We start from the raw sequence: 22,075 nt of genomic DNA, 5'->3' as shown, positions 1-22,075 counted from the left end.
GACCAGCAGACTTCCCGCCACCAGGAGAGCCGCCCAACTCCCCCGTACTTCCCTGATGTTGCCTTTCACCCAGTCCCCTCGGCCCCGCACGCCACCGACACACCCCGAACGTAGACCGCTACGCAGGGGACAGCATCAGTAGAACCACGCACCGGGATACGTATTCGCGGCAGGCGTGGCCGGTGGACGGGGCAACGGGTCAAGGGGCCAACGGGCCAACGGGCCAACGGGCTCGGTCCGCCTCCAGCACGTACGCGCTCCGGGAATCGGGGTCCCCGTAGAGGAAGAACATGACGAGGCCCTTCTCGTGCCGGTCCAGCTCCAGCGTCCACGTGTACCGCTCGGGCGCCGGACCGAACGCGTTCAACTCTAGGTGGGGCCGGTGTGGCAGGCGCTCAGCGATCCGCCTCCACCGCCACCGACCGCGCCCACCGGTAGTCCGCCTTGCCGCTGGGGGAGCGCTGGATGGCGTCCGTCACGACCAGCTGGCGGGGGACCTTGTAGCCCGCGAGCCGGGTGCGGCAGTGTGTCTGGACGTCCTCCAGGGACAGCCGGGCCGCACCCTCGCGCAGTTGGACGACGGCCGCCACATGGTTGCCCCACGTGGCGTCAGGCACCCCGGCGACCAGCGCGTCGTACACGTCCGGATGGGCCTTCAGGGCCTGCTCGACCTCCTCCGGGTACACCTTCTCGCCCCCGGTGTTGATGCACTGCGAGCCACGGCCGAGGACGGTGACGACGCCCTCCTCGTCGACGGTCGCCATGTCGCCCAGGAGGACCCAGCGTTCGCCGTCCTTCTCGAAGAACGTCTCGGCTGTCTTCCGCACGTCGTTGTAGTAGCCCAGCGGTACGTGTCCGCGCTGCGCGATCCGCCCGGGCTCGCCGACCGCGACCGGCTCATGGGTGGCCGGATCCACCACCTGCGTACGGGAGTTCACCCGGATCCGGAAGCCGCGCCCCGGGCCAGAGTCCGCCGTCGCCGTCCCGTTGAAGCCGGACTCCGACGAGCCGAAGTTGTTGAGGAGCATGACGTTCGGGACGAGTGCCTGGAACTGCTCCCGCACCGTGTCCGACATGATCGCGCCGGACGACGACACGCTGAACATGGAGGAGCAGTCCGTACCCTTCATGGGGCCGCCCAGGGCGTCGACCAGCGGCCGGAGCATCGCGTCGCCCACCAGCGACATGCTGGTGACCCTCTCCTTCTCGATCGTCCGCAGGACCTCCTCCGGCACGAACTTCCGGTGGATCACGACCCGTTGGCCGAAGTTGAAGCCGATGAACGCCGTGAGCGTCGACGTGCCGTGCATCAGCGGAGCCGTGGGGAAGAAGGTGATCCCCTCCCCGCCGGCCGCCACCCGCTCGGCCAGCTCCTCCGGCTTCTTGACCGGCTCACCGGTCGGCGCGCCGCCGCCCATCCCGGAGAAGAACAGGTCCTCCTGACGCCACATCACGCCCTTGGGCATGCCCGTAGTGCCGCCGGTGTAGATGATGAACTGGTCGTCGCCCGAGCGCGGTGCGAAGCCCCGGGCGGAGGACGCGGAGGCCTCGGCATCGGCGAAGTCCACCGCACTCAGCGGGGACGCGTTTGCGACGGGCTTCCCGACGCGTACGAGATGCCGCAGCGCCGAGGCCCGCGGCAGTGCCGCCGCCACCAGGTCCGTGAACTCCGCGTCGAAGACCAGGCCCGCGAGATCGGCGTCCCGGTAGAGGTACACCAACTCTTCCTCGACGTACCGGTAGTTGACGTTCACGGGGACGAGGCGCGCCTTCAGGCAGCCCAGCGCCGTCTGCAGGTACTCGACGCAGTTGTAGAGGTGGAGTCCGACGTGCTCGCCGGGGCGCAGCCCGACGTCGAGCAGGTGGTGGCCGACGCGGTTCGCCGCCGCGTCCAGTTCCGCGTACGTGAGACGGCGCTCGGCGCCCGTACCGGGGTGGTCGACGAAAACGAGGGCCTCGCGGTCCGGGACCGCGTCGACGACCGACTCGAACAGGTCGGCAATGTTGTACTCCACCGCTCCTCCTCACCCCGAACGTCCACGGCTGCCGTGCGACTCGCCGGTCATCAGAGCAAAGGCCGCCACAACTGTGAAGGGTCCGCGCAGAGAAATCTGACTGACTGTCAGAAAACTCTTGAACTGCTCCGGCGCCTCCTGCAACCTGTTCTCGTTCCGGAGACGGAAGGCCGGTCCACAGACGGGAGGACGGCGATGGACGGGACGGAGCACGGGACCGAACACCTCACCGTGCGGCGCGAGGGCGCCACACTGGTGCTCACACTCAACAGGCCCGAGGCCAGGAACGCGCTCTCACTGCCGATGCTGGTCGGCCTGTACGACGGCTGGATCGCGGCCGACGAGGACGACGCGATCCGCTCGATCGTGCTGACCGGCGAGGGCGGTTCCTTCTGCGCGGGCATGGACCTCAAGGCCCTGGCGGGGGGCGGCATGGAGGGACAGCACTACCGGAACCGGCTCAAGGCCGACCCCGACCTGCACTGGAAGGCCATGCTCCGCCACCACCGCCCGCGCAAACCGGTGATCGCCGCAGTCGAGGGGTACTGCGTCGCGGGCGGTACCGAGATCCTCCAGGGCACCGACATCCGGGTCGCGGGCGAGTCCGCGACCTTCGGCCTCTTCGAGGTGAAACGCGGACTGTTCCCCATCGGCGGCTCCACGGTCCGCCTCCAGCGCCAGATACCCCGGACACACGCCCTGGAGATGCTGCTCACCGGCCGTCCCTACAGCGCCGCGGAGGCAGCCGGCATCGGGCTGGTCGGGCACGTCGTCCCGGACGGTACGGCGCTTGCCGAAGCCCTGCAGATCGCCGAGCGGATCAATGCCTGCGGCCCGCTCGCCGTCGAGGCGGTCAAGGCGTCCGTGTACGAGACCGCCGAGATGACGGAGGCCGACGGACTCGCCGCCGAACTGGGGCGCGGCTGGCCGATCTTCGACACCGCCGACGCCAAGGAGGGCTCCCGCGCCTTCGCGGAGAAGCGCCCGCCGGTGTTCCGCCGCGAGTGACCGCCGACCGGCGCCCCCGCCCGCGAGCCGCGAGCCGAGTGCCGGACACGCGCCCCGCGCCCGAGCCCGCCACCGCGCCGGGCACCGAGTGCCGTGTCCGCGCCGTATCCGTCCCCAAGGAGTCCCCGTGCCCGAAGTACTCAAAGCCCCCCTCGTCGTGGAGTTCCCCTTCACCCGCTCCCTCGGCCCCGTCCAGAGCGCCTTCCTCACCGGGCTGCGCGAGCGCGTCGTCCTCGGTGTGAGGGCCGGTGACGGCCGGGTCCTCGTCCCGCCCGTCGAGTACGACCCGGTCACCGCCGAGGAGATCCGCGACCTCGTGGAGGTCGCCCCCACCGGCACCGTCACCACCTGGGCCTGGAACCACGCCCCGCGCCGCGGCCAGCCCCTCGACACGCCCTTCGCCTGGGTCCTGGTGAAGCTCGACGGCGCCGACACGGCCCTCCTGCACGCCCTCGACGCCCCCGGCCCCGACGCCGTACGCACCGGCATGCGCGTCCGCGTCCGCTGGGCCGGGGAGCGCGTGGGCGCCATCACGGACATCGCCTGCTTCGAGCCGTACGACGGTGACGGCGCGCCCGAACCCACCGGCCACGACGGGGTGTTCGACGACCTGGTCACCGGCATCGTCGCCCCCGCCCGCCTCGACTACACCTACTCGCCCGGCCGCGCCCAGTCCGGCTACATAGCCGCCCTCGCCGAGCGCCGGACCGTCGGCGAACGCTGCCCGTCCTGCCGCAAGGTGTACGTCCCGCCGCGCGGCGCGTGCCCCACCTGCGGGGTGGCCACCGCGGAACAGGTCGAGGTGGGGCCGCGCGGCACCGTCACCACGTTCTGCATCGTCAACATCAAGGCCAGGAACCTCGACATCGAGGTGCCGTACGTCTACGCGCACATCGCCCTCGACGGCGCCGACCTCGCGCTGCACGGCCGTATCGCCGGTATCCCCTACGACCGGGTGCGCATGGGCCTGCGCGTCGAAGCGGTCTGGACGGACGGAGCCCGCTACCCCGACCACTACCGGCCCACCGGCGAGCCCGACGCGGACTACGACACGTACAAGGAGCTGCTGTGACACGCGAGGCACCAGAAGCGGGCGCCGAAGGCCCGCGTGACATCGCCGTCGTCGCCTTCGCCCAGACCGACCACCGGCGCACCAGCGCGGAGCTCTCCGAGGTGGAGATGCTCATGCCCGTCCTGCACGAGGTGCTGGAGGCCACCGGCCTGAAGACCGCCGACATCGGTTTCACCTGCTCGGGCTCCTCCGACTACCTCGCGGGCCGCGCCTTCTCCTTCACCATGGCCCTCGACGGGGTCGGCGCCTGGCCGCCGATCTCCGAGTCCCACGTGGAGATGGACGGCGCGTGGGCGCTGTACGAGGCCTGGACCAAGCTGCTCACCGGAGACGCGGACACGGCACTGGTCTACTCGTACGGCAAGTCCTCGCCCGGCTCCGTACGCGATGTGCTGACCCGGCAGCTCGACCCGTACTACGTCGCGCCGCTGTGGCCCGACTCCGTGGCGCTGGCAGCGCTCCAGGCACAGGCGCTCATCGACGCGGGGGAGACCGACGAGCCCGCGCTGGCCGGCGTCGCCGCCCGCAGCCGGGCCTCCGCCACCGCCAACTCCCATGCCCAGCTGAGCGGTTCGGTGCCGCACGGCGACTACCTGGTGCGCCCGTTGCGCCGGGGGGACTGCCCGCCCATCGGCGACGGAGCCGCCGCGGTGGTCCTCGCGGCGGGGGAGCGGGCCCGGGAACTCTGCCCGCGGCCCGCCTGGATCCGGGGCATCGACCACCGTATCGAGGCGCACGGGCTGGGCGTACGCGACCTGACCGACTCGCCGTCCACGCGGCTGGCCGCCGAGAAGGCGGGCGCCTTCGAACGGCCCGTCGACACCGCCGAGTTGCACGCCCCCTTCACCTCCCAGGAGGTGATCCTGCGCAAGGCGCTGCGGCTGGACGACGGCGTCGCCGTCAACCCCTCCGGGGGAGCCCTCGCCGCCAACCCGGTGATGGCCGCGGGGCTGATCCGTATCGGCGAGGCCGCCGCCCGCATCCACCGCGGCGAGTCCGACCGCGCGCTCGCACACGCCACGTCGGGCCCGTGCCTGCAACAGAACCTGGTCGCCGTCCTCGAAGGGGAGTCGTGAGCGCCATGAGCAAGGAGCCCGTGGCCGTCGTCGGGATCGGCCAGACCAAGCACGTGGCGGCCCGCCGGGACGTGTCGATCGCGGGGCTCGTGCGCGAGGCGGCCGGGCGTGCCCTGGAGGACGCCGAGTTGACCTGGGCGGACATCGACGCCGTCGTCATCGGCAAGGCGCCCGACTTCTTCGAGGGCGTCATGATGCCTGAGCTGTACCTGGCCGACGCGCTGGGCGCGGTGGGCAAGCCCATGCTGCGGGTGCACACGGCGGGCTCCGTCGGCGGGTCCACCGCGCTCGTCGCCACCAACCTGGTCGCCTCCCGCGTGCACGGCACCGTCCTGACCCTGGCCTTCGAGAAGCAGTCCGAGTCGAACGCCATGTGGGGGCTCTCCCTGCCGATCCCGTTCCAGCAGCCGCTGGTGGCGGGCGCGGGCGGTTTCTTCGCCCCGCACGTGCGCGCGTACATGCGGCGCAGCGGCGCGCCCGACACGGTGGGTTCCCTCGTCGCGTACAAGGACCGCCGCAACGCCCTCAAGAACCCCTACGCCCACCTTCACGAACGCGACATCACGCTGGAGAAGGTCCAGGCATCGCCCATGCTCTGGGACCCGATCCGCTACTCCGAGACCTGCCCCTCCTCGGACGGCGCCTGCGCGATGGTGCTCACCGACCGGGCGGGCGCGGCCCGCTCACCGCGTCCGCCCGCGTGGCTGCTCGGCGGGGCGATGCGCAGCGAACCGACGCTCTTCGCCGGCAAGGACTGTGTGTCGCCCCAGGCGGGCAAGGACTGCGCGGCCGACGTGTACCGGCAGGCGGGCATCACCGACCCGCGCCACGAGATCGACGCGGTCGAGATGTACGTGCCGTTCTCCTGGTACGAGCCCATGTGGCTGGAGAACCTCGGCTTCGCCGACGAGGGCGAGGGCTGGAAGCTCACCGAGTCCGGAGTGACGGAACTCGACGGCGACCTGCCCGTCAACATGTCGGGCGGAGTGCTCTCCACCAACCCGATCGGCGCGTCCGGGATGATCCGGTTCGCGGAGGCGGCGCTCCAGGTGCGCGGTCAGGCGGGTGAACACCAGGTGGACCGGGCCCGCCGGGTGCTCGGGCACGCCTATGGCGGGGGATCGCAGTTCTTCTCGATGTGGCTGGTGGGGGCAGAGCCGCCGACCTCCTGAACCTCCCTGCCGCATGGCCTGTTGGCGGCGGTGACCGATCGCTAGTCTGGCGGGCGGACGACGAACCGGGAGGAGCACGGACGTGGCCGAGAGCACCATGGAGCAGCACAGGCTCGCGGGTTGGCACAAGCCGGACCTTGACCTCAGCAACGCCGAGTGGCGGTCCAGCAGCCGAGGGCGGGGGGACGTCCAGATCGCCTTCGTCGAGGGCTTCATCGCGATGCGCAACAGTGGCCGCCCCGAGAGCCCGTCTCTGATCTTCACACCGGCCGAGTGGGGGGTCTTCATGTCGGACGCGCGAGAGGGAGAGTTCGACCTGACCTGAGGCGGACCTCGACCGAGGTACGCGGCCCGGGGCGTGCCGAATGCGCGGCCCGGGGGCGCCACAGCACGCGGCCCGTTCAATCGCCGTCCAGTCGATGTCCAGTCCCGCCCCATAGCTTGTGGCCGCCGAACCGTGGTTCGGCCGAGTGGTTCATGCCGTAACGCTCCTACCGCCCCACACGCTCTCCGGGAGGAATGACCGATGACAGCAAGGATCGGACTCAGAAAGAGACTGGCCGCGGCTGCCGCGACCGTATCCGCCGTGGCGGCGCTCATGGTCGGCGCGACCCCGGGCACCAGCTACGCCGCGACCCCCAGCCTGCGGGCGTTCGCCATCTCGGCCGACGGCACGCGGATGGCCACGTTCACCACCGACAGGCCCGACAATCTCGACTGGTTCAGGATCATCACCGGGCTTCAGGGCGACACAACCGTGAAGGGGATCGACTTCCGGGTGCAGAACGGCCTGATGTACGCCGTTGGCAACGCCGGTGGCATCTACACGGTCCAGACCCCGCCGCAGGTCCCGGAACCGACGCTCACCAAGGTCTCCCAGCTCAGTGTCCCGCTGCAGGGCACGAACATCGGTGTCGACTTCAACCCCGCGGCCGACCGGCTGCGGATCGTCAGCGACACCGGCCAGAACCTGTCGCACAACCTCGCCAACAGCCAGACGACCACCCAGACCCCGCTGACCACGGACGGTGCGTCGACCCATGGTGTCAGCGCCGTCGCCTACACGAACAACGACCTGAACGGTGCCACCAACACCACGCTGTTCGCCGTCGGCACCAACACGGACCAGCTCCTCATCCAGTCACCGCCCGCCAACGGCCTGCTCGTCCCGGTCGGCTCGCTGGGCGCGGACGCTCCTCCCAACTCGGGCCTCGACATCTTCAGCGACCTATCCGCCGGCAAGACGATCTCCGTGACGGGTTTCGCCACCTTCCCCGCGTCGAACAACACGGCGAGTTTCAACATGGTCAACCTGTTCACCGGTGAGTTGACCTACATCGGGACGTTCCCCTTCTCCATATCCGACGTGGCCGTCGCGCTCGACCCCAACCCCTGAGCCATCGGCCGTAGAGGCCTCGACTCCCGAGATCCCGCCCCCCCAGGTGCCGAGGTGGGGGCGGGTGCCGCACGGGGCCGTCTCTTCCGTCGGCTGGACCGGACCTCCGAGCCGGTTCGGCCGCCGGGCACGTACCATTGCGGCATGTCCTTCCTCCGCCGCCGCAGCGCCACTCCCGCCGGGCCCGACTTCGACGTACTGGCCATGGACCCGGGCGACTGGCCGGGCAATCTCGGCGCGGGTCTGCTGCCCGCCCCCGACGGCAGCTGCCAGGGTGTCTTCCTGCGCTACGACCTGTTCGGCGGCCGGGGCCCCGCGATGATCATCGGCAATCTCCCCGAGGGCTCCCCGGCGCGCGACATCGCCGAGGGCGAGGTCCCCTTCGAGGTGGCCCAGCTGCTGCTGGCGCTGGAGAACGACGAGGAGATCACCGTCGTCGGGTCCGAGGACATCCCGGTGATGCAGGGCGACAACCTCCTGATCGTGCGCCGTCTCAAGCTCTCCGAGGGCCGGATCTCCTGCGTCCAGTTCGACCGCAGCGACAACGTCCTGGTGACCATCGCCGCCTGGGACCGCCCCATCACGGACGATCTGTACGCGCTTCTGAAGCCGCTGCCCGCGGAGCTGTTCCAGCAGGGCTGATTCCAGCAAGGCTGATTCCGGTAGACAGATTCCAGGACGTAAGGGACGGGGCGAGGCGTCGTTCCCTGCGAGGTTTGTCATGCCCCTTGTTACCGTAGTCATCCCACCATTACGGTCCGGAGCATGTCGCGAGAGATGTCCCGGAGAACGACTCTGAAAAGCGCGTTCGGTGGCGCCGGCGCCCTGACGCTGGGCGAGGTAACCCTCGCCCAGTCCGCGGAGGCCACTGAATCGTCCAATGTATCCGTAGCCGCCCAGCAGACACCCTTAACGCTGTGGTACACCGCTCCCGCCTCCGACTGGGAGCGTGAGGCCCTGCCCATCGGGGGCGGCGCGCTCGGCGCCACGGTGTTCGGCACGCTCACCTCCGAGCAGCTGCAGTTCAACGAGAAGACCCTGTGGACCGGCGGCCCCGGCTCCGCCCAGGGCTACAACCACGGCAACTGGACCGAGCCCCGCCCCGGCGCGATCACCGCCGTCCAGCAGCGCATCGACGCCGAGACCGAGGTCGACCCCGACGCCGTGACCGCACGGCTCGGGCAGGCACGCGTCGGCTACGGCCACCACCAGACGTTCGGCGACCTCCGCATCGACCTGCCCGGCGCGCCCACGGACACTCCGGACGACTACCGCCGCGCCCTGGACCTGAGCGAAGCCGTCGCGACGGTGACATACACGCACCAGCACACACGTCACACGAGGGAGTTCTTCGCCTCCCACCCGGACGGTGTGATCGCCGGCCGCCTCACCGGAGGCGTCACGGCCACCCTGCGCTACACCTCGCCCCGCACCGACTTCACGGCGACCGCCACCGGCGACCGGATCACCGTACGCGGTGAACTCGCCGACAACGGCCTGAAATTCGAGGCCCGGATCCGCGTCCACCACGTGGGCGGCACCCTCACCGCGAACCCCGACGGCACGCTCACCGTCACCGACGCCGACAGCGTGTGGTTCGTCCTGGCGGCGGGCACCGACTACGCCGACACCTACCCGGACTACCGCGGCGAGGACCCGCGGGCGACCGTGACGAGGACCGCCGACGAGGCGTTCCGCAAGGGGTACCAAAAGCTCCGGTCGCGCCATGTCCGCGACCACCGGGCCCTCTTCGACAGGGTCGCGCTCGACATCCGCGGCGACGTTCCCGACATCCCCACGAACGAGCTGCTGGCCGGGTACACCGGCGGAACGACCCCCTCCGACCGCGCGCTCGAGGCGCTCTACTTCCAGTACGGCCGCTACCTCCTCATCGCCTCCTCGCGCCCGGGCTCGCTGCCCGCCAACCTCCAGGGCGTCTGGAACAACAGCACCACGCCCCCCTGGTCCGCGGACTACCACACCAACATCAACATCCAGATGAACTACTGGCCCGCCGAGGCCGCCAACCTCGCCGAGACGACCGCCCCGTACGACCGCTTCGTCGAGGCCCTGCGCGCCCCCGGCCGCCGTACGGCCGAGGAGATGTTCGGCACACGCGGCTGGGTCGTCCACAACGAGACCAACCCGTACGGCTTCACCGGCGTGCACGACTGGGCGACCGCCTTCTGGTTCCCGGAGGCGGCCGCGTGGCTCACCCAGCAGATGTACGAGCACTACCGGTTCAGCGGCTCCACGGCGTACCTGCGCTCCACCGCGTACCCCGCGATGAAGGAGGCCGCCGAGTTCTGGCTCGACAACCTGCGCACCGACCCCCGCGACGGCACCCTCGTCGTCACGCCCAGCTACTCGCCGGAGCACGGGGACTTCACGGCGGGCGCGGCCATGTCGCAGCAGATCGTGCACGACCTGTTCACCAGCACCCTGGAGGCCGCCCGGGTCCTGGGTGACAGCCCCGCCTTCCGTGAGCAACTGGCCGACACGCTCGACCGGTTGGACCCAGGCCTCCATATCGGATCGTGGGGTCAGCTCCAGGAGTGGAAGGCCGACCTGGACGACCCGGACGACGACCACCGCCATGTCTCCCACCTCTTCGCCCTGCACCCCGGCCGCCAGATCGAACCCGGCAGTGAGTGGGCCGAGGCGGCGAAGGTCTCGCTCACCGCGCGCGGCGACGGCGGCACCGGCTGGTCCAAGGCATGGAAGATCAACTTCTGGGCACGGCTCCGCGACGGCGACCACGCCCACAAGATGCTCGGCGAACAGCTCAAGTCCTCGACCCTGCCGAACCTCTGGGACACCCACCCGCCGTTCCAGATCGACGGCAACTTCGGCGCCACGTCCGGAGTCGTCGAGATGCTCCTCCAGAGCCAGTACGACGTGATCGAGATCCTCCCGGCCCTCCCCGCCGCCTGGTCCGACGGTTCGGTCCGCGGCCTGCGCGCCCGCGGCGGCGTCACCGTCGGCATCGACTGGAAGGACGGCAGGGCCACCCGCGTCACGCTCACCGCGTCCCGGACCCGTGAACTGACCGTGCGCAGCACGCTGGTGGGGGACGGCGAGCAGACGTTCAAGGCCGTCGCCGGACGGCGGTACGTCTGGGGCTCGTAGCGAGTACGGGACCGCAGACGTATGAAGGCGTGTGTCGTTCACGATCCACCGCATTCTGGCGCGGATCGAGGATGACGAGGAGCGGTTCGCGACGGTCAAAGCCCCGCCCGAGGGACGCCCGCGCTTGACGGCGGACGACGCCAAGCGGCGGGTCGGGTGGACGGTCGACAGCCCGGAGACCCCGTAGGAGAAGATCACCGCGATCCACCACCTGGCCCAGGACGAGGAAGTGGCCGCGAAGGTGACCACCGATTTCCTGAAGCGTCCGCAGGTCGCGGCCAAAGTCTCCACGGAGAACAAGGTCCGGGCGGTGGAGGAGTTCACGCGGGACAAGAAGGTCGCGGCGACAGCCGCGACAAGCCTGCTGCTCAGGCCGGACGTCGCGTTCAAGGCGATGGGCGACGACACCGCCCGCTTCCAGGTCAACCATGCTCAGAACGAACGCAGCCGACAGGCACGCGAGGACTTCGACCGCACCAGCTCCGTCGCTCCGGCAGTAAGGCACATCGAGCGGAGCATGGAGTTCCTGGACCTGGTCACGGCCTTCCACCCCTTCGTCGCGGCCGCCGGCCGGATCGTCCCGGGCGGCAAGGTCGACGTCGACGACGAACTGGCCCGTCTACTCAAGGGCGAATAAGGATGCCCCGCGCCTCACGGCGACGGGGCGATGCCGCCAGACGCCACGCCGACACTCTGCGCTTCGTGCTGTTTGAGGCCAGACCTGCGGGCCTTCAGTTCCCTCAGCTGGCTCAACTCCATCGAGTCCACCCTCGACCTCATCGCCAGCTCCTGACCTGCGGCGGGACCGCCGTCCGGGCAGTCTCACCGCTTCGCCCGAAGGCACCCCGTCATGCGCCGATGTCGCTATCCCCCGGATACCACCCGCCGTATGTCAGCGCGCGGTGACTGAATAGGCGGCGAGCGCGCGGTTGCCGCGTGGCTTGGCGATGGCCCGGAGAACGTCGGCCTGGCTCAGGACGAGGTGTCGCACCGGCTCGGGCAGCGCGGCCAGACGCTCCTCCGTGCCGACCAGATCGAGGCAAGCAGCGATTTCCCAGTCGCCGTCCTGAAGCTCTTCGGTATCGACCGACTCGCTGCCGTCGGCCGTCCAGCCGACTTCAGGCAGGAGCCGCAGCAGCCCCTCACGTGAGAAAGGCGTGCGGACATTGCCCTGACCATACGATCCTGCGGCCTCGATCTGCCCCTGGATCAGCACGGCCAGGAGGTGCGCCAGCTGGTCGCCAGATACAGGCGTCAAGTCCCACTCGGTGAACCATAGTCGCCGCGCCCACGACCGTACCCGGGCCAGTGTGTCTCGCAGTTGTCCGAGCGAGGCGAAGTACCAGGAGCAATGTGCGAGCACCACGTGGTCAAAGGTACTTTCGGGGAAGTCGACTGATGGGTTGAGGACGTCGGTGCCGAAGCGGAATTCGATGCGCGGCCCGAGGGGGCCCGTCGCGAGCCGGGCTGCCGATTCTCCGAGCGTGACCGGCGCCCCATAGGAGGGTTCGGCCACATCAACGGCCACCACGCGCCCTTTGGGCCCAACCACCTCTGCAAGGACGGCAGTCATGTCGCCCTGGCCGCAGCCCAGTTCGAGGACAGTTGAGCCGGTCGCGATGTGCCAGCTCGCCACGAGCGCGGCGCGGTGGCGAGTCTGGGACAGCTGGACGTCCGGGCTGTGATCGGCAGCGGCCATGCCGGCCGCGAGCGAGGGGGCCTTGGCGCGGAGATCGGAGTGATTCACAAAGTCCTTGGTGATACTCGACGGGTCGGTGTGGGCCGATGGTACGAGACGCGCAGGCAGCGGCGCCTCCGACTTCCCGGGCATCCTGTGATGCCGCAGCCTGAGCAGATCAGAAACACGCATAGGTGGCGTCAGCCTCGTCCCGTTCGACGGCGCGATGCGCAGGAGCCCATCGCGGTATGGGCGAGCCAGCCCGCCGCCGCGCCGACGACGTACCAGAACAAGTCGGGTGGATTGAAGGTGGAACCGAGCACGATGCGGGCGACGGTGCTGTGCCGGGAGAGCTCCGCCGGTACGTCACTGAGCTGAAGGAGCTCGACCACCCAACTGACTGCCAGCGCGCTTCCGGCGGCCGTCAGCGGCACCACCCTTGGCGCCACCAGAACAACCAGAGCATGAAGCAGAACGGTGTACAGCGCGTCTCCACCATACTTGGCCACGTCACCTGCTGCCGCCGCCCTGAGCCCCAGACCCGCGCCGACGATCAACACTGCGGCCCCGGCCGCCGCCAGACGGATCCGTACGGGATCGGCGGCGACGTTACGGCCGTAGGTTCCGCGGATGAGGGGCACAGGGCCATACTGCCCGACGCCCAGCAGCCGGCTGGATCGGAATTGCTGTGTCGCTGAACCGCGGTGATGAGACAGGTCACCTGCCGTAGCGCTGCACGTCGTGGACCCGGTCGCCGACGCTGCGGTGGCGGAGCTGGTTTGCGGATGACGCCGACGATCCCCGGCGCCGCCCAGCGCCGTGCGAAGCCGTAGATCGCCCGCCAGGGCGGGAATGCGGCCGGCATCGCGCGGCCACTTCTCAGGATGGCCCGTGGGTGTAGTGCAGGCGGGGGGCGGCAACGGAAGTTCCAGCAGGGGGCAGCCGGGTCGAGCCGGGGTGCTGTGTGCGGTGCGGGAGGCGTTCGGTGCGGCCCCCCGCTCGTGGACTCAGGACGAATGCATGTCCATCATGACAGGTCAGCGCCGTTTTTCGTAGGACGGAACGCACAGTTCGCGAGGCTTGCCCGGTCCGTTCACCGCCTCTCAGAATCTCCTTCGTGCGTCGTCCGGAGACAGGGGGAATGGTGACGATCGATCACGACGCGGTGCTTCGGGCCCGCGTGCTGCTGCTGGGGTCCGGCCGGCCGAGTCGGGCCGAACTGGTCGGCGCGTACCGGGTTCTGGCCGAGGTGAGTCCGAAGGCGTACGTGCCGAAGTTGGTCGACGCCCTGCTCGCGCTGCGCCACGAGAGCCGGGATCCGAAGGTGGACGTCGCGCTGGCCGCCGAGGCTTCCCGGGCCGCTCGCAGGATAGAGGCCGGGGCGCCGAACCGGGCGGAGCGGTTGCGCCGAGCCTTGGACGCCTACCAGGCTTCCTTGTTCGCCCTCGGGCGCAGGGCGGAAGGACGCGCGATCTGTGAGGAGCTGGCCGAGGCCGGCCGAAGCGAGCCCCTGGCGAGCGTTCTGGCCGAGGAGGGGCGCTTCAGGGAGGCCGCGGAGCTCGACGAAGAGGCCGCCCGGAACGGAATCCCGGAGCACTCCTTCTGGAACATGGTGCGGTGGGCGGCGAACCTGGAGGGCGCCGGGCTGCACGACGCCGCATCGACCGTCTTCCGCGAGCTCCTTGAGGAGACCCGGCGCGAGGCAGCCGAACAGCGCACCGCTCTGGCGATACTCACTTGGGAGTTGGTGCACTTCTCCCGGATGCGGGAGATCGGCGGGGATGGGGCGGGCGCCGCGGCTGCCCGGTGTGAGGCCCTGAGTGTCCTGGAGGAGCTCGCGACCACGGGCGAGCCGAAGAACTGGAGTTGCATCCTCGGATGGTGGAGGACGCTCTTCGTCCTGTCGGGACGGGCGGCCGAACCCGCCGCGAGCCCCGAGTCCCCGATGCCGCCGTTCGGCACGGAGCTCGGATGGTCGCGCGACGTGCGGGACGGTTTTCTCGGCATGCTGCCCGGCCTCGAAGCGGAGGCGGCGAGACTGCGCGAGGCCGACCGGCTGCCCGAGCTGGTCGACGTCCAACGCAGGATCGGCATCCGCGCGGCCGTCCGCGAAGGCGACCGCCCCTACCTGTTCGAGGAGCGGTTCACGCCATACTTCGACGAGGGTGTGACGCTCGCCCGCCGCCTGCCCGACAACCCCGCACGCCTCGCCCGCGCCCTCACCGACCGGTCGATGTTCCTCGTCGCGGCACGATCCTTCGAACCCGCGCATGCCGACTTCGCCGAAGCGGTCGCCCTTCTCCACGATCGCTGATCGCGCCGCCCGGTCGCCGCGTCCCCGTGCTGGGCACGAGGACGTGGGGCCGTCGCGGTGCCACCGGTACCGGGCCCCGGGCTGAAGCAGCCGATCCCACCCCTGTCGAAGGCTGGGATCGGCTGCTTGACCTCCGAGTCCGTGTGCCCAGACTGAGAAGCCTGCCCAGTTGCCCTGAGATGACTGAGACTGCCCGACTTATGTGAGATGGGGCACCCGCTGAGACGCGGCAAGATCCGAAGCAGTACCTGCCGAGGCGAACAGATCCGACCGGCAACATCAACTGAGACGTCAGATCGCTGGCCTGCCCTTCACCGGCAGCATCAGCCGAGACCAGACCCGAATCCACCAAGATCCTGTGAGGCAACGGCAGCGTCACGCGAGACAGGACATGGGGGAAAATGGGTGAACTATGCGTGAATCGGGGTCCGTTGACCGTTCGCTCAGCGTCAGCCGGACGCCTGGGGGAAGGGTTATCTCGATGGCGCCAAGCCCTCTTCCGGCAGCCGGGCGAGCAGTACACCGCGTCGCCGCGGTGATCCACCCCAGCGACCCAGACCACCCCGCACTCCGGGCAGACCCGTCGGCCCTCACCGTGCTCCAGTGCCGCCACGCGTCGCCGTAACCGCTGTATCCGGCGCCACTGCCTGGAACGACACACCCCCGAGCAGTACACAGCAAGGGGTGCGGCATCCGACCTCAGTAGGACACCGCACCCGGGACAACGCCGCTGCTCAGCGGCCCGCTGACCCCGGCCACTCGATCAGCCTGGACCTGCTCAACGGCACAGCAAGCCGGTTCAGAAACGGGCGCTCAGTGGGAGCAATGCACTGAGAACGAACACCTGGGCCGGGTCCGAGGTCAGAACTCAAGTCAGGCGGCCGACGGCAGCACCCGCACATCGGCGGCCCGCACGAACGCCACCCGGTGGCCGAACTGGATCTCGTAGTACTGGTCCTCGCCGATCACCACCCGGTGCGGAGCGGTGTCGAAGGTCGGCGCGTAAAAGTACTCGCCGGGCACCTTGTCACCGACCGCGTACCGCTGGCCCGCCGGCAGTCTGTACGGCAGCGGAGACACCGACTGGACCGGGACACCCTCGGGATAGGCCTCCTTCTCCGGGTACGCGCGGCCGTACACCGGGATCTCGGAGAGGCCCTCCTTCGGTGTCACGACGAGCCCGGAGGCGCCCAGGGCCGTCGGCTGGTCCTTCGGGTTGCTGAACCATGCCTTCTGGCCCAGGTACCAGATCGCCGTCCAGTCGCCGTCGCGGCCGGCCACCGCGTACTGCTGGCCGGTGGACACGCGCGAGCCCACGTCGTTCACGTCGATGGTCGAGGCACCGCCGTTCGGCCGCAGCCCGATGTCCTGGATCAGGGGCGAGGTCTCGTCGGGCCGGGAGTAGAGGCGTACGGCACTGGAACCGTGGACCGCGCACGGCTCACCCTGCTTGACGCAGCCCGTGAACCCGGGCCGGTTCCGCGTGAAGTCGGGGGCGATGGTCACCAGGCCGCCCTTCGGGCCCGCCGTCTGCCTGAACGGCGCACCCAGCAGGGTGAAGTAGTGCTGCCAGTCCCAGTACGGGCCCGGGTCGGTGTGCATACCGGGGATGGTCGCACCGGTCGGGCCGGGCACGGTGTCGTGGCCCAGGATGTGCTGCCGGTCCAGCGGGACGCGGTACTTCTTCGCGAGGTACCTCACCAGGCGAGCCGACGTCCGGTACATCGCTTCCGTGTACCAGGCGTCCGGGGAGGCGAGGAAGCCCTCGTGCTCCAGGCCGATCGACTTGGCGTTGACGTACCAGTTGCCCGCGTGCCAGCCCACGTTTTTGTTCTTCACATGCTGGGCGATATGACCGTCGGTCGAGCGCAGGGAGTAGTGCCAGGACACATAGGCCGGGTCCTGGACCAGCTTGAGCGTGGTGTCCCAGGTGGCCTCGGTGTCGTGGACGACGATGTACTCGATGCTCTGGGACACCGGCCGGTCGCTCAGGTCGTGGTTGCCGTAGTCGCCGTCGCCGAACTCCTCGTAAGGTGCCGGGATCCACTCGCAGGACACCGTCTTCGGGCATTCCACGCCGTCCTCGTCCGCCGTGCGCAGCCCGGTCCGCGCGAGTTGCCCGGTGTCGGGGCCGATGCCGGGGTGGGCGGGAAGCGTCACGCGCTGGCCGGCGTCCGTGGTGCGCTGTTCGCCCTCACGGATCACCCTGAAGACATCGTTGGCATACGCCGCCGCGGTCCCCCTGTCGTCGGCGCCCGAGAACCGCGCGACCGCCCCGTACCAGTCGGCCGGGTCGTCGCTCGGCGGCTCGCCGAGGGCCTTCTGTTCGGCGGCGAGGAGCGCGGCGCCGCCCGCCACGTTGGCCGCCGCGTCCGTACGCAGCTCCTCCGCCGGGAGGCCGGTCAGCTCGGCGGCCTTCGTCAGGGTCCGCAGACGCGCCGGGAGTTCGGACTCCTCCGGGAGGTCCGCCTCGGGCAGCAGGGTCGCGCGGGAGCCGTCGCCACGGGGGTCCTCCGCGCCCTCGCTGTGGTGCGGGGCCTCGGCGAGGGCCGTGCGCGCGTCCGTCAGGTGCATCGGCCCGTAGCCGCCCGACACACTGGGCGCCCCGCCGTGCGTGTCCCAGCGGGCCTGGAGATACGACATGCCGAGCAGGACGCTCTGCGGAACACCGTACTCGGCGGCTGCGGACGCGAAGGCACTCTGCAGCCGCCCGGAGGAGGCCTGCGCGGTGCCGTCGGACGGGGCGGCGCCGAGCAGCGGCAGGAGCAGCACGGCAGAGGCGGCGGGCAGGGCCGTCCTCCTGACGCGTCTGCGTCCGGCGGCGGGCCCGCGGTCGGTGGGGGATCCTCGCAAAACGGCCTCCTGGGACGGTCCAGCGTGACGGGGGGTGTGCAGCCGATACACCTCGGTCGACTCCGGGCGCACAGATCTGTGCCGGCTCCGGGCGTGGGTCAGTGCTATCGGCTGGCCGACGATCCGTCAATCGCGCCCAGCGGAAGGGTATTTCCTCTGCCGATCGGAGCCGCGAGGCCTCGCGGCGGGTGCTCGGACGGGGCGAGGCGGGTCCCGGACATGATGAAGGCCCGCGGTGCGCCGGCGTCCCAGGCGTACCGCGGACCGACATCCCCCGTCAGCGAGTGCCGACCGCCGCTCGAACGGCCTTACGGGCAAGCTGGCAGTCGTCGTGCAGCCGCCTCAGCAGCAGCCGCTGTTCCTCGCCGGACGGCGCAGCACCCGGGTGGGCCGGTCCCGGTGCCGCCGGGGTCGCGTCGCGCATCGAACGCTGTATGGCCGTCTCGTAGGTACGGATCTCCCGGGTGAGCACGATCATCAGGTTCACCAGGAACGCGTCGCGCGACGCGGGACCCGCGGACTGGGCGATCTGGCTGATCTGGCGGCGCGCGACCGGTGCGTCCCCGAGCACCGCCCACAGCGTCGCCAGGTCGTAGCCCGGCAGATACCAGCCCGCGTGCTCCCAGTCCACCAGCACTGGACCGGCCGGTGAGAGCAGGAGGTTCGACAGCAGGGCGTCACCGTGACAGAACTGGCCCATGCTCTGGCGGCCGGCCGTGTGGGCGATGCCGTGCAGGAGCTTCTGGAGGTCGCCCATGTCCCGGTCCGTGAGCAGGCCCAGCTCGTGGAAGCGCGAGATCCGCTCCGCGTAGTTCAGCGGGGCCTCGAACGTGCCCGCCGGTGGCCGCCACGCGTTGATGCGGCAGATCGCTCCCAGCGCCGTCCGGATGTCCGCACGCGGCGGCGCCTCCGTCGGATGGCGCTGAAGAGCGGCCACCCTGCCCGGCATCCGCTCGATCACCAGCGTGCAGTTGTCCGGATCCGCCGCGATCAGCCGGGGCACCCGCACCGGGGGCCGGTGGCGCACGAACGAGCGGTACGCGGCTATCTCGTGCCGGATCCGCTCGGCCCAGATGGGGGACTGGTCCAGTAAGCACTTCGCGACGGCCGTGCTGCGTCCGGTCGTACCGACGAGGAGCACCGAGCGCCCGCTTCGGCGCAGCACCTGCACCGGAGCGAACTCCGGACAGATGCGGTGCACCGAAGCGATCGCCGTGCGCAGCTGGGCTCCCTGGGGGCCGGACAGGTCGAGTCTTCCGCTGAGGGGTTGGGTACCGAGACCCGGCACGCGCCGCGTCCGGCCGGTGCCGAGCGCGGGGCCCGCCGGGCGCCCGGGGTCGAGATAGGAGCCGCCGCCTCCCGGGCGGGGACGCAACGACCGGGGCGGGGCGGACACGGAGGACGATGCTGCGTACATGAGGCGAGACAGATCCCTTCGTGTGCCTGCAGTTCGTCGCGCTGCCCGGCTCGGTCGCCCTCGTGCACCCTGGGGAATGTCCTTCGGGCGACCGGGTCGGGGTGGCGCGTTCCTACCTGACACCCGATGCCCGGTGGCACACCATCTGGCGTGGCCTGGCGAACCCTGGCGAATAGTCCCGGAGCAACTGACAGAGGGCTACTGTCAACTCAGCCGAGTACCTGGGGGCTTGACGTGAGCGGACAACCCAACACCCGTCTGGCGGACCTGTTCGGCCTGGCCGGCTGGTCGAAGGGCGAGCTCGCGAGGCTGGTCAACCGGCAGGCGGCGGCCATGGGCCACCCACAGCTGGCGACCGACACCTCGCGGGTGCGGCGGTGGATCGACACGGGAGAGATCCCGCGCGACCCGGTGCCGCGGGTGCTGGCGGTTCTGTTCACCGAGCGTCTCGGCCGTGTCGTGACCATCGAGGACCTCGGTCTGGTCCGGCACGGGCGTCCAGGGAGACGGCAGGGCGGCGGGAATGCTGAGCATCCCGACGGAGTGCCGTGGGCGCCCGAACGGATCGCCGCGGTCCTCACCGAATTCACGGGAATGGACCTCATGCTCAACCGACGCGGTTTGGTGGGCGCGGGCGCCGCGCTCGCAGCAGGATCCGCACTCAGCAGCGCCATGCACGACTGGCTCCACACCGATCCGGCCCTCGCGGCCGACTCTCCCAGAATCGACGACCCCCTGCACGCCGACCCGGCCGGGTTCGACCGCTACGAGGCGGCCCCCATCGGATCCCAGGAAATCGAGGAACTGGAGCGCTCCGTCGAGGTGTTCCGGGCCTGGGACGCGGCCCGCGGCGGCGGGCTCCAGCGCAAGGCCGTCGTGGGGCAGCTCAACGAGGTGGGAGGCATGCTCTCCTACCGCCACCCCGACCATATCCAGCGACGCCTGTGGGGCGTCGCCGCCAACCTCGCCGTCCTCGCGGGCTGGATGTCGCACGACATCGGCCTGGAGCCCACGGCGCAGAAGTACTTCGTCATCGCCGCCCACGCCGCGCGTCAGAGCGGTGACCGGCCCCGCGCGGGAGAGGCTCTCTCCCGGGCGGCCCGCCAGATGGTCCACCTGGGCCGGCCGGACGACGCACTCGACCTCATGAAGCTCGCCAAGACCGGCTCCGGCGAGGAGGTACTTCCGCGCACCAGGGCCATGCTCTGCACCATCGAGGCCTGGGCCCAGGCGTCCCTGGGCAAGGGCCAGGCCATGCGGCGCACCCTCGGCGAGGCGGAGGAACTGTTCGTCTCCGACAAGGGGGACGTGCCGCCGCCGAGCTGGATGCAGATGTTCGACGAGGCCGACCTGCACGGTATGCAGGCCCTCGCGTACCGCACGCTCGCCGAGCACGAGCCGGGTGCGGCGGCCATCGCGCAGCGCCACGCCAAGCAGGCGCTCGAGCTGCGCTCGGAGGGCCACGACCGGTCGAAGATCTTCGACCACATCTCGCTGGCGTCGGCCTGTTTCATCGCCGACGACCCCGACCAGGCGGACACCTACGCCCGCCTGGCCCTGACGTCGATGGGGACCAACTCCTCCCACCGCACCTGGGACCGGCTGCGCGAGATGTACCGGCTCACCGGGCAGTACTCCAGCTATCCGAAGATCCAGGACCTGCGTGAGGAGATCAAGGTCGCCCTCCCCAAGGACTTGCTCAAGTCCAAGGGCGGCACCAGCGCACGGGCGTGAGGGGGCCCGTGGGACAAGGGGCGGTTCTCAGGAGACGACCCGGGCCACGAGCACGCAGGCGTCGTCCTCGCGCTCGGTCTCGCCGAACTCCTCGACCACCGTCCGTACACAGTCCTGGGCCGTGCGGGCCCCGTCGAACCTCGGGGCCAGGCCGAGCAGCCGCTGGGCGCCCGCGGCGCCCCCGCGCCGGGGGACCAGTCCGTCGGTGTGGAGGAGCAGCAGGTCGCCCTGTTCCAGGGCCACTTCGGCCTGCCCGTAGGCGGCCCCCGAGGTCGCCCCGAGCAGCACGCCGTCCGGGGCTGTCAGTACGCACCCCGTCCCGTCGCGGAACAGCAGCGGGGCGGGGTGTCCTGCCTGTGCCCAGGTGAGGGTACGGGTCTGAGGCCGGTAGCGGCAGCAGACGGCGCTGCCGAGGGCCGGCTGGACGGTGGCGTCGAGCAACTGGTTGAGCCAGGCCATGATGCGGTCCGGCTCGGTGCCCGTCACGGCCATGCCGCGCAGGGCGCCGATCAGCATCGCCATGCCGGAGGCTACGGTGACCCCGTGCCCGGTGAGGTCGCCGACGCTCAACAGCGCCTGCCCCCCGGGTAGTTCGAGCGCGTCGTACCAGTCGCCGCCGATCAGGGCACTGGTCGAGGACGGCAGATGGTGGGCGGCCAGATCGAGGGTGTGAGGGCCCTGGCGCGGGAGCCGCAGGGAGCCGCGCCACGGCGGCAGCACGGCTTCCCGCAGCTCGACCGCGAGCCGGTGCTCGGTCCGGTCGATCTGCCGCTGACGTCGCAGCGAGTCACGGGTCTCGCTCACCGTCCGCCGACAGCGCCGCAGTTCGCTGACGTCCCGCAGCACGGCCCACATCGAGGCGGTGCAGCCGTCGGCGTCGAGCACGGGCTCGCCCATCATGTGCACGGTCCGCACGGTGCCGTCCACACGCACGATCCGGAACTCGCCGTCGATACGCTTCGCGTCGACCAGGCAGTCCGTGACCATGGCGGTCAGCTTCGGCCGGTCCTCGTCCAGGACCAGGGACGGCAGTTCGTCGAGGGTGAGCGGCGGAGCGGCGGGGTCGCGCCCGAGGATCCGGTACAGCTCCCCGGACCAACTCGCCTCGTCCGTCAGCAGGTTCCACTCGGCGCTGCCGACCCGGCTGAGGAGCGAGTCGTGCCGGGGTGCGGGCCGTTCGGCCGGCCGGGGGGACGTGTCCGGTACGGGGG

Annotated in this window: 16 protein-coding genes and 2 pseudogenes; 12 read left to right on the top strand and 6 right to left on the bottom strand. The window is 70.4% G+C overall.

Going from position 1 to position 22,075, the window contains the following annotated elements; genetic code table 11:
- Positions 1 to 395: 395 nt before the first annotated feature.
- Positions 396 to 2,015 carry an acyl-CoA synthetase gene (locus FNH04_RS18470; protein WP_322723263.1) on the bottom strand — a complete coding sequence of 540 codons (1,620 nt, stop codon included), beginning with the start codon at positions 2,013 to 2,015 and terminating at the stop codon, positions 396 to 398.
- Positions 2,016 to 2,210: 195 nt separating this feature from the next.
- On the opposite strand from FNH04_RS18470, the gene FNH04_RS18465 reads away from it, so the two are divergent.
- From FNH04_RS18465 to FNH04_RS47695, 10 genes and pseudogenes are all read left to right on the top strand, one after another.
- A complete protein-coding gene (locus FNH04_RS18465) occupies positions 2,211 to 3,023 on the top strand; it encodes a crotonase/enoyl-CoA hydratase family protein (RefSeq protein ID WP_152785586.1) in 813 nt (270 codons plus the stop codon).
- 127 nt (positions 3,024 to 3,150) lie between these two features.
- Positions 3,151 to 4,095 (top strand): Zn-ribbon domain-containing OB-fold protein, encoded by a 945-nt coding sequence (locus FNH04_RS18460; RefSeq protein ID WP_322723262.1) that lies wholly within the window; start codon positions 3,151 to 3,153, stop codon positions 4,093 to 4,095.
- Positions 4,092 to 5,171, top strand: coding sequence for a thiolase domain-containing protein (locus FNH04_RS18455; protein ID WP_322723261.1), 1,080 nt, complete (start codon positions 4,092 to 4,094; stop codon positions 5,169 to 5,171). Before FNH04_RS18460 ends, FNH04_RS18455 begins: the two co-directional genes overlap by 4 nt.
- 5 nt (positions 5,172 to 5,176) lie before the next feature.
- A complete protein-coding gene (locus FNH04_RS18450; RefSeq protein WP_152785583.1) occupies positions 5,177 to 6,343 on the top strand; it encodes a thiolase domain-containing protein in 1,167 nt (388 codons plus the stop codon).
- Positions 6,344 to 6,440: 97 nt separating this feature from the next.
- A complete protein-coding gene (locus FNH04_RS18445; protein ID WP_152785596.1) occupies positions 6,441 to 6,668 on the top strand; it encodes a DUF397 domain-containing protein in 228 nt (75 codons plus the stop codon).
- Between the two features lie 201 nt (positions 6,669 to 6,869).
- Positions 6,870 to 7,739 (top strand): DUF4394 domain-containing protein, encoded by an 870-nt coding sequence (locus FNH04_RS18440; protein ID WP_194236726.1) that lies wholly within the window; start codon positions 6,870 to 6,872, stop codon positions 7,737 to 7,739.
- Positions 7,740 to 7,883: 144 nt separating this feature from the next.
- The gene (locus FNH04_RS18435) at positions 7,884 to 8,381 is read left to right on the top strand and encodes a hypothetical protein (protein ID WP_152785581.1); all 498 of its coding nucleotides are present in this window, start codon (positions 7,884 to 7,886) and stop codon (positions 8,379 to 8,381) included.
- A gap of 123 nt (positions 8,382 to 8,504) precedes the next feature.
- On the top strand, positions 8,505 to 10,868 hold the full coding sequence (locus FNH04_RS18430) for a glycoside hydrolase family 95 protein (RefSeq protein ID WP_152785579.1): 2,364 nt from the start codon (positions 8,505 to 8,507) through the stop codon (positions 10,866 to 10,868).
- A gap of 31 nt (positions 10,869 to 10,899) precedes the next feature.
- Positions 10,900 to 11,505: pseudogene (locus tag FNH04_RS18425) on the top strand (DUF6192 family protein); the annotation flags it as partial.
- Between the two features lie 2 nt (positions 11,506 to 11,507).
- Positions 11,508 to 11,639 (top strand): annotated as a pseudogene (locus tag FNH04_RS47695) (RacP protein); the annotation flags it as partial.
- 121 nt (positions 11,640 to 11,760) lie between these two features.
- On the opposite strand, the gene FNH04_RS18415 reads toward FNH04_RS47695, so the two are convergent.
- Together FNH04_RS18415 and FNH04_RS18410 are read right to left on the bottom strand one after the other, a co-directional pair.
- Complete coding sequence (locus FNH04_RS18415; protein WP_322723259.1) at positions 11,761 to 12,615, bottom strand: class I SAM-dependent methyltransferase; 855 nt, start codon at positions 12,613 to 12,615, stop codon at positions 11,761 to 11,763.
- Positions 12,616 to 12,746: 131 nt separating this feature from the next.
- Positions 12,747 to 13,187 carry a ribosomal maturation YjgA family protein gene (locus FNH04_RS18410; RefSeq protein WP_386574427.1) on the bottom strand — a complete coding sequence of 147 codons (441 nt, stop codon included), beginning with the start codon at positions 13,185 to 13,187 and terminating at the stop codon, positions 12,747 to 12,749.
- Between the two features lie 500 nt (positions 13,188 to 13,687).
- On the opposite strand from FNH04_RS18410, the gene FNH04_RS18405 reads away from it, so the two are divergent.
- A complete protein-coding gene (locus FNH04_RS18405) occupies positions 13,688 to 14,860 on the top strand; it encodes a hypothetical protein (RefSeq protein WP_152785577.1) in 1,173 nt (390 codons plus the stop codon).
- Between the two features lie 873 nt (positions 14,861 to 15,733).
- On the opposite strand, the gene FNH04_RS18395 is transcribed toward FNH04_RS18405, so the two are convergent.
- Together FNH04_RS18395 and FNH04_RS18390 are read right to left on the bottom strand one after the other, a co-directional pair.
- Positions 15,734 to 17,713, bottom strand: a complete 1,980-nt coding sequence (locus FNH04_RS18395; protein WP_152785575.1) for an N-acetylmuramoyl-L-alanine amidase — start codon at positions 17,711 to 17,713, stop codon at positions 15,734 to 15,736.
- Between the two features lie 277 nt (positions 17,714 to 17,990).
- Positions 17,991 to 19,130 (bottom strand): aminoglycoside phosphotransferase family protein, encoded by a 1,140-nt coding sequence (locus FNH04_RS18390; RefSeq protein WP_152785573.1) that lies wholly within the window; start codon positions 19,128 to 19,130, stop codon positions 17,991 to 17,993.
- Between the two features lie 234 nt (positions 19,131 to 19,364).
- Between FNH04_RS18390 and FNH04_RS18385 the strand changes: the two genes are divergently transcribed.
- Positions 19,365 to 20,864 (top strand): DNA-binding protein NsdB, encoded by a 1,500-nt coding sequence (locus FNH04_RS18385; RefSeq protein ID WP_322723258.1) that lies wholly within the window; start codon positions 19,365 to 19,367, stop codon positions 20,862 to 20,864.
- Positions 20,865 to 20,891: 27 nt separating this feature from the next.
- Here the strand turns inward: FNH04_RS18385 and FNH04_RS18380 are convergent.
- Positions 20,892 to 22,075 (bottom strand): PP2C family protein-serine/threonine phosphatase (locus tag FNH04_RS18380; RefSeq protein ID WP_152785571.1); only part of this gene is annotated, 1,184 nt, incomplete at its 5' end.

The sequence above is a fragment of the Streptomyces phyllanthi genome (assembly GCF_009377205.1).
In the GTDB taxonomy this organism is placed as follows: Bacteria; Actinomycetota; Actinomycetes; order Streptomycetales; family Streptomycetaceae; genus Streptomyces; species Streptomyces phyllanthi.
Note: the sequence above shows the minus strand (reverse complement) of the source record. Positions and strands in the feature narration are given on the sequence as shown.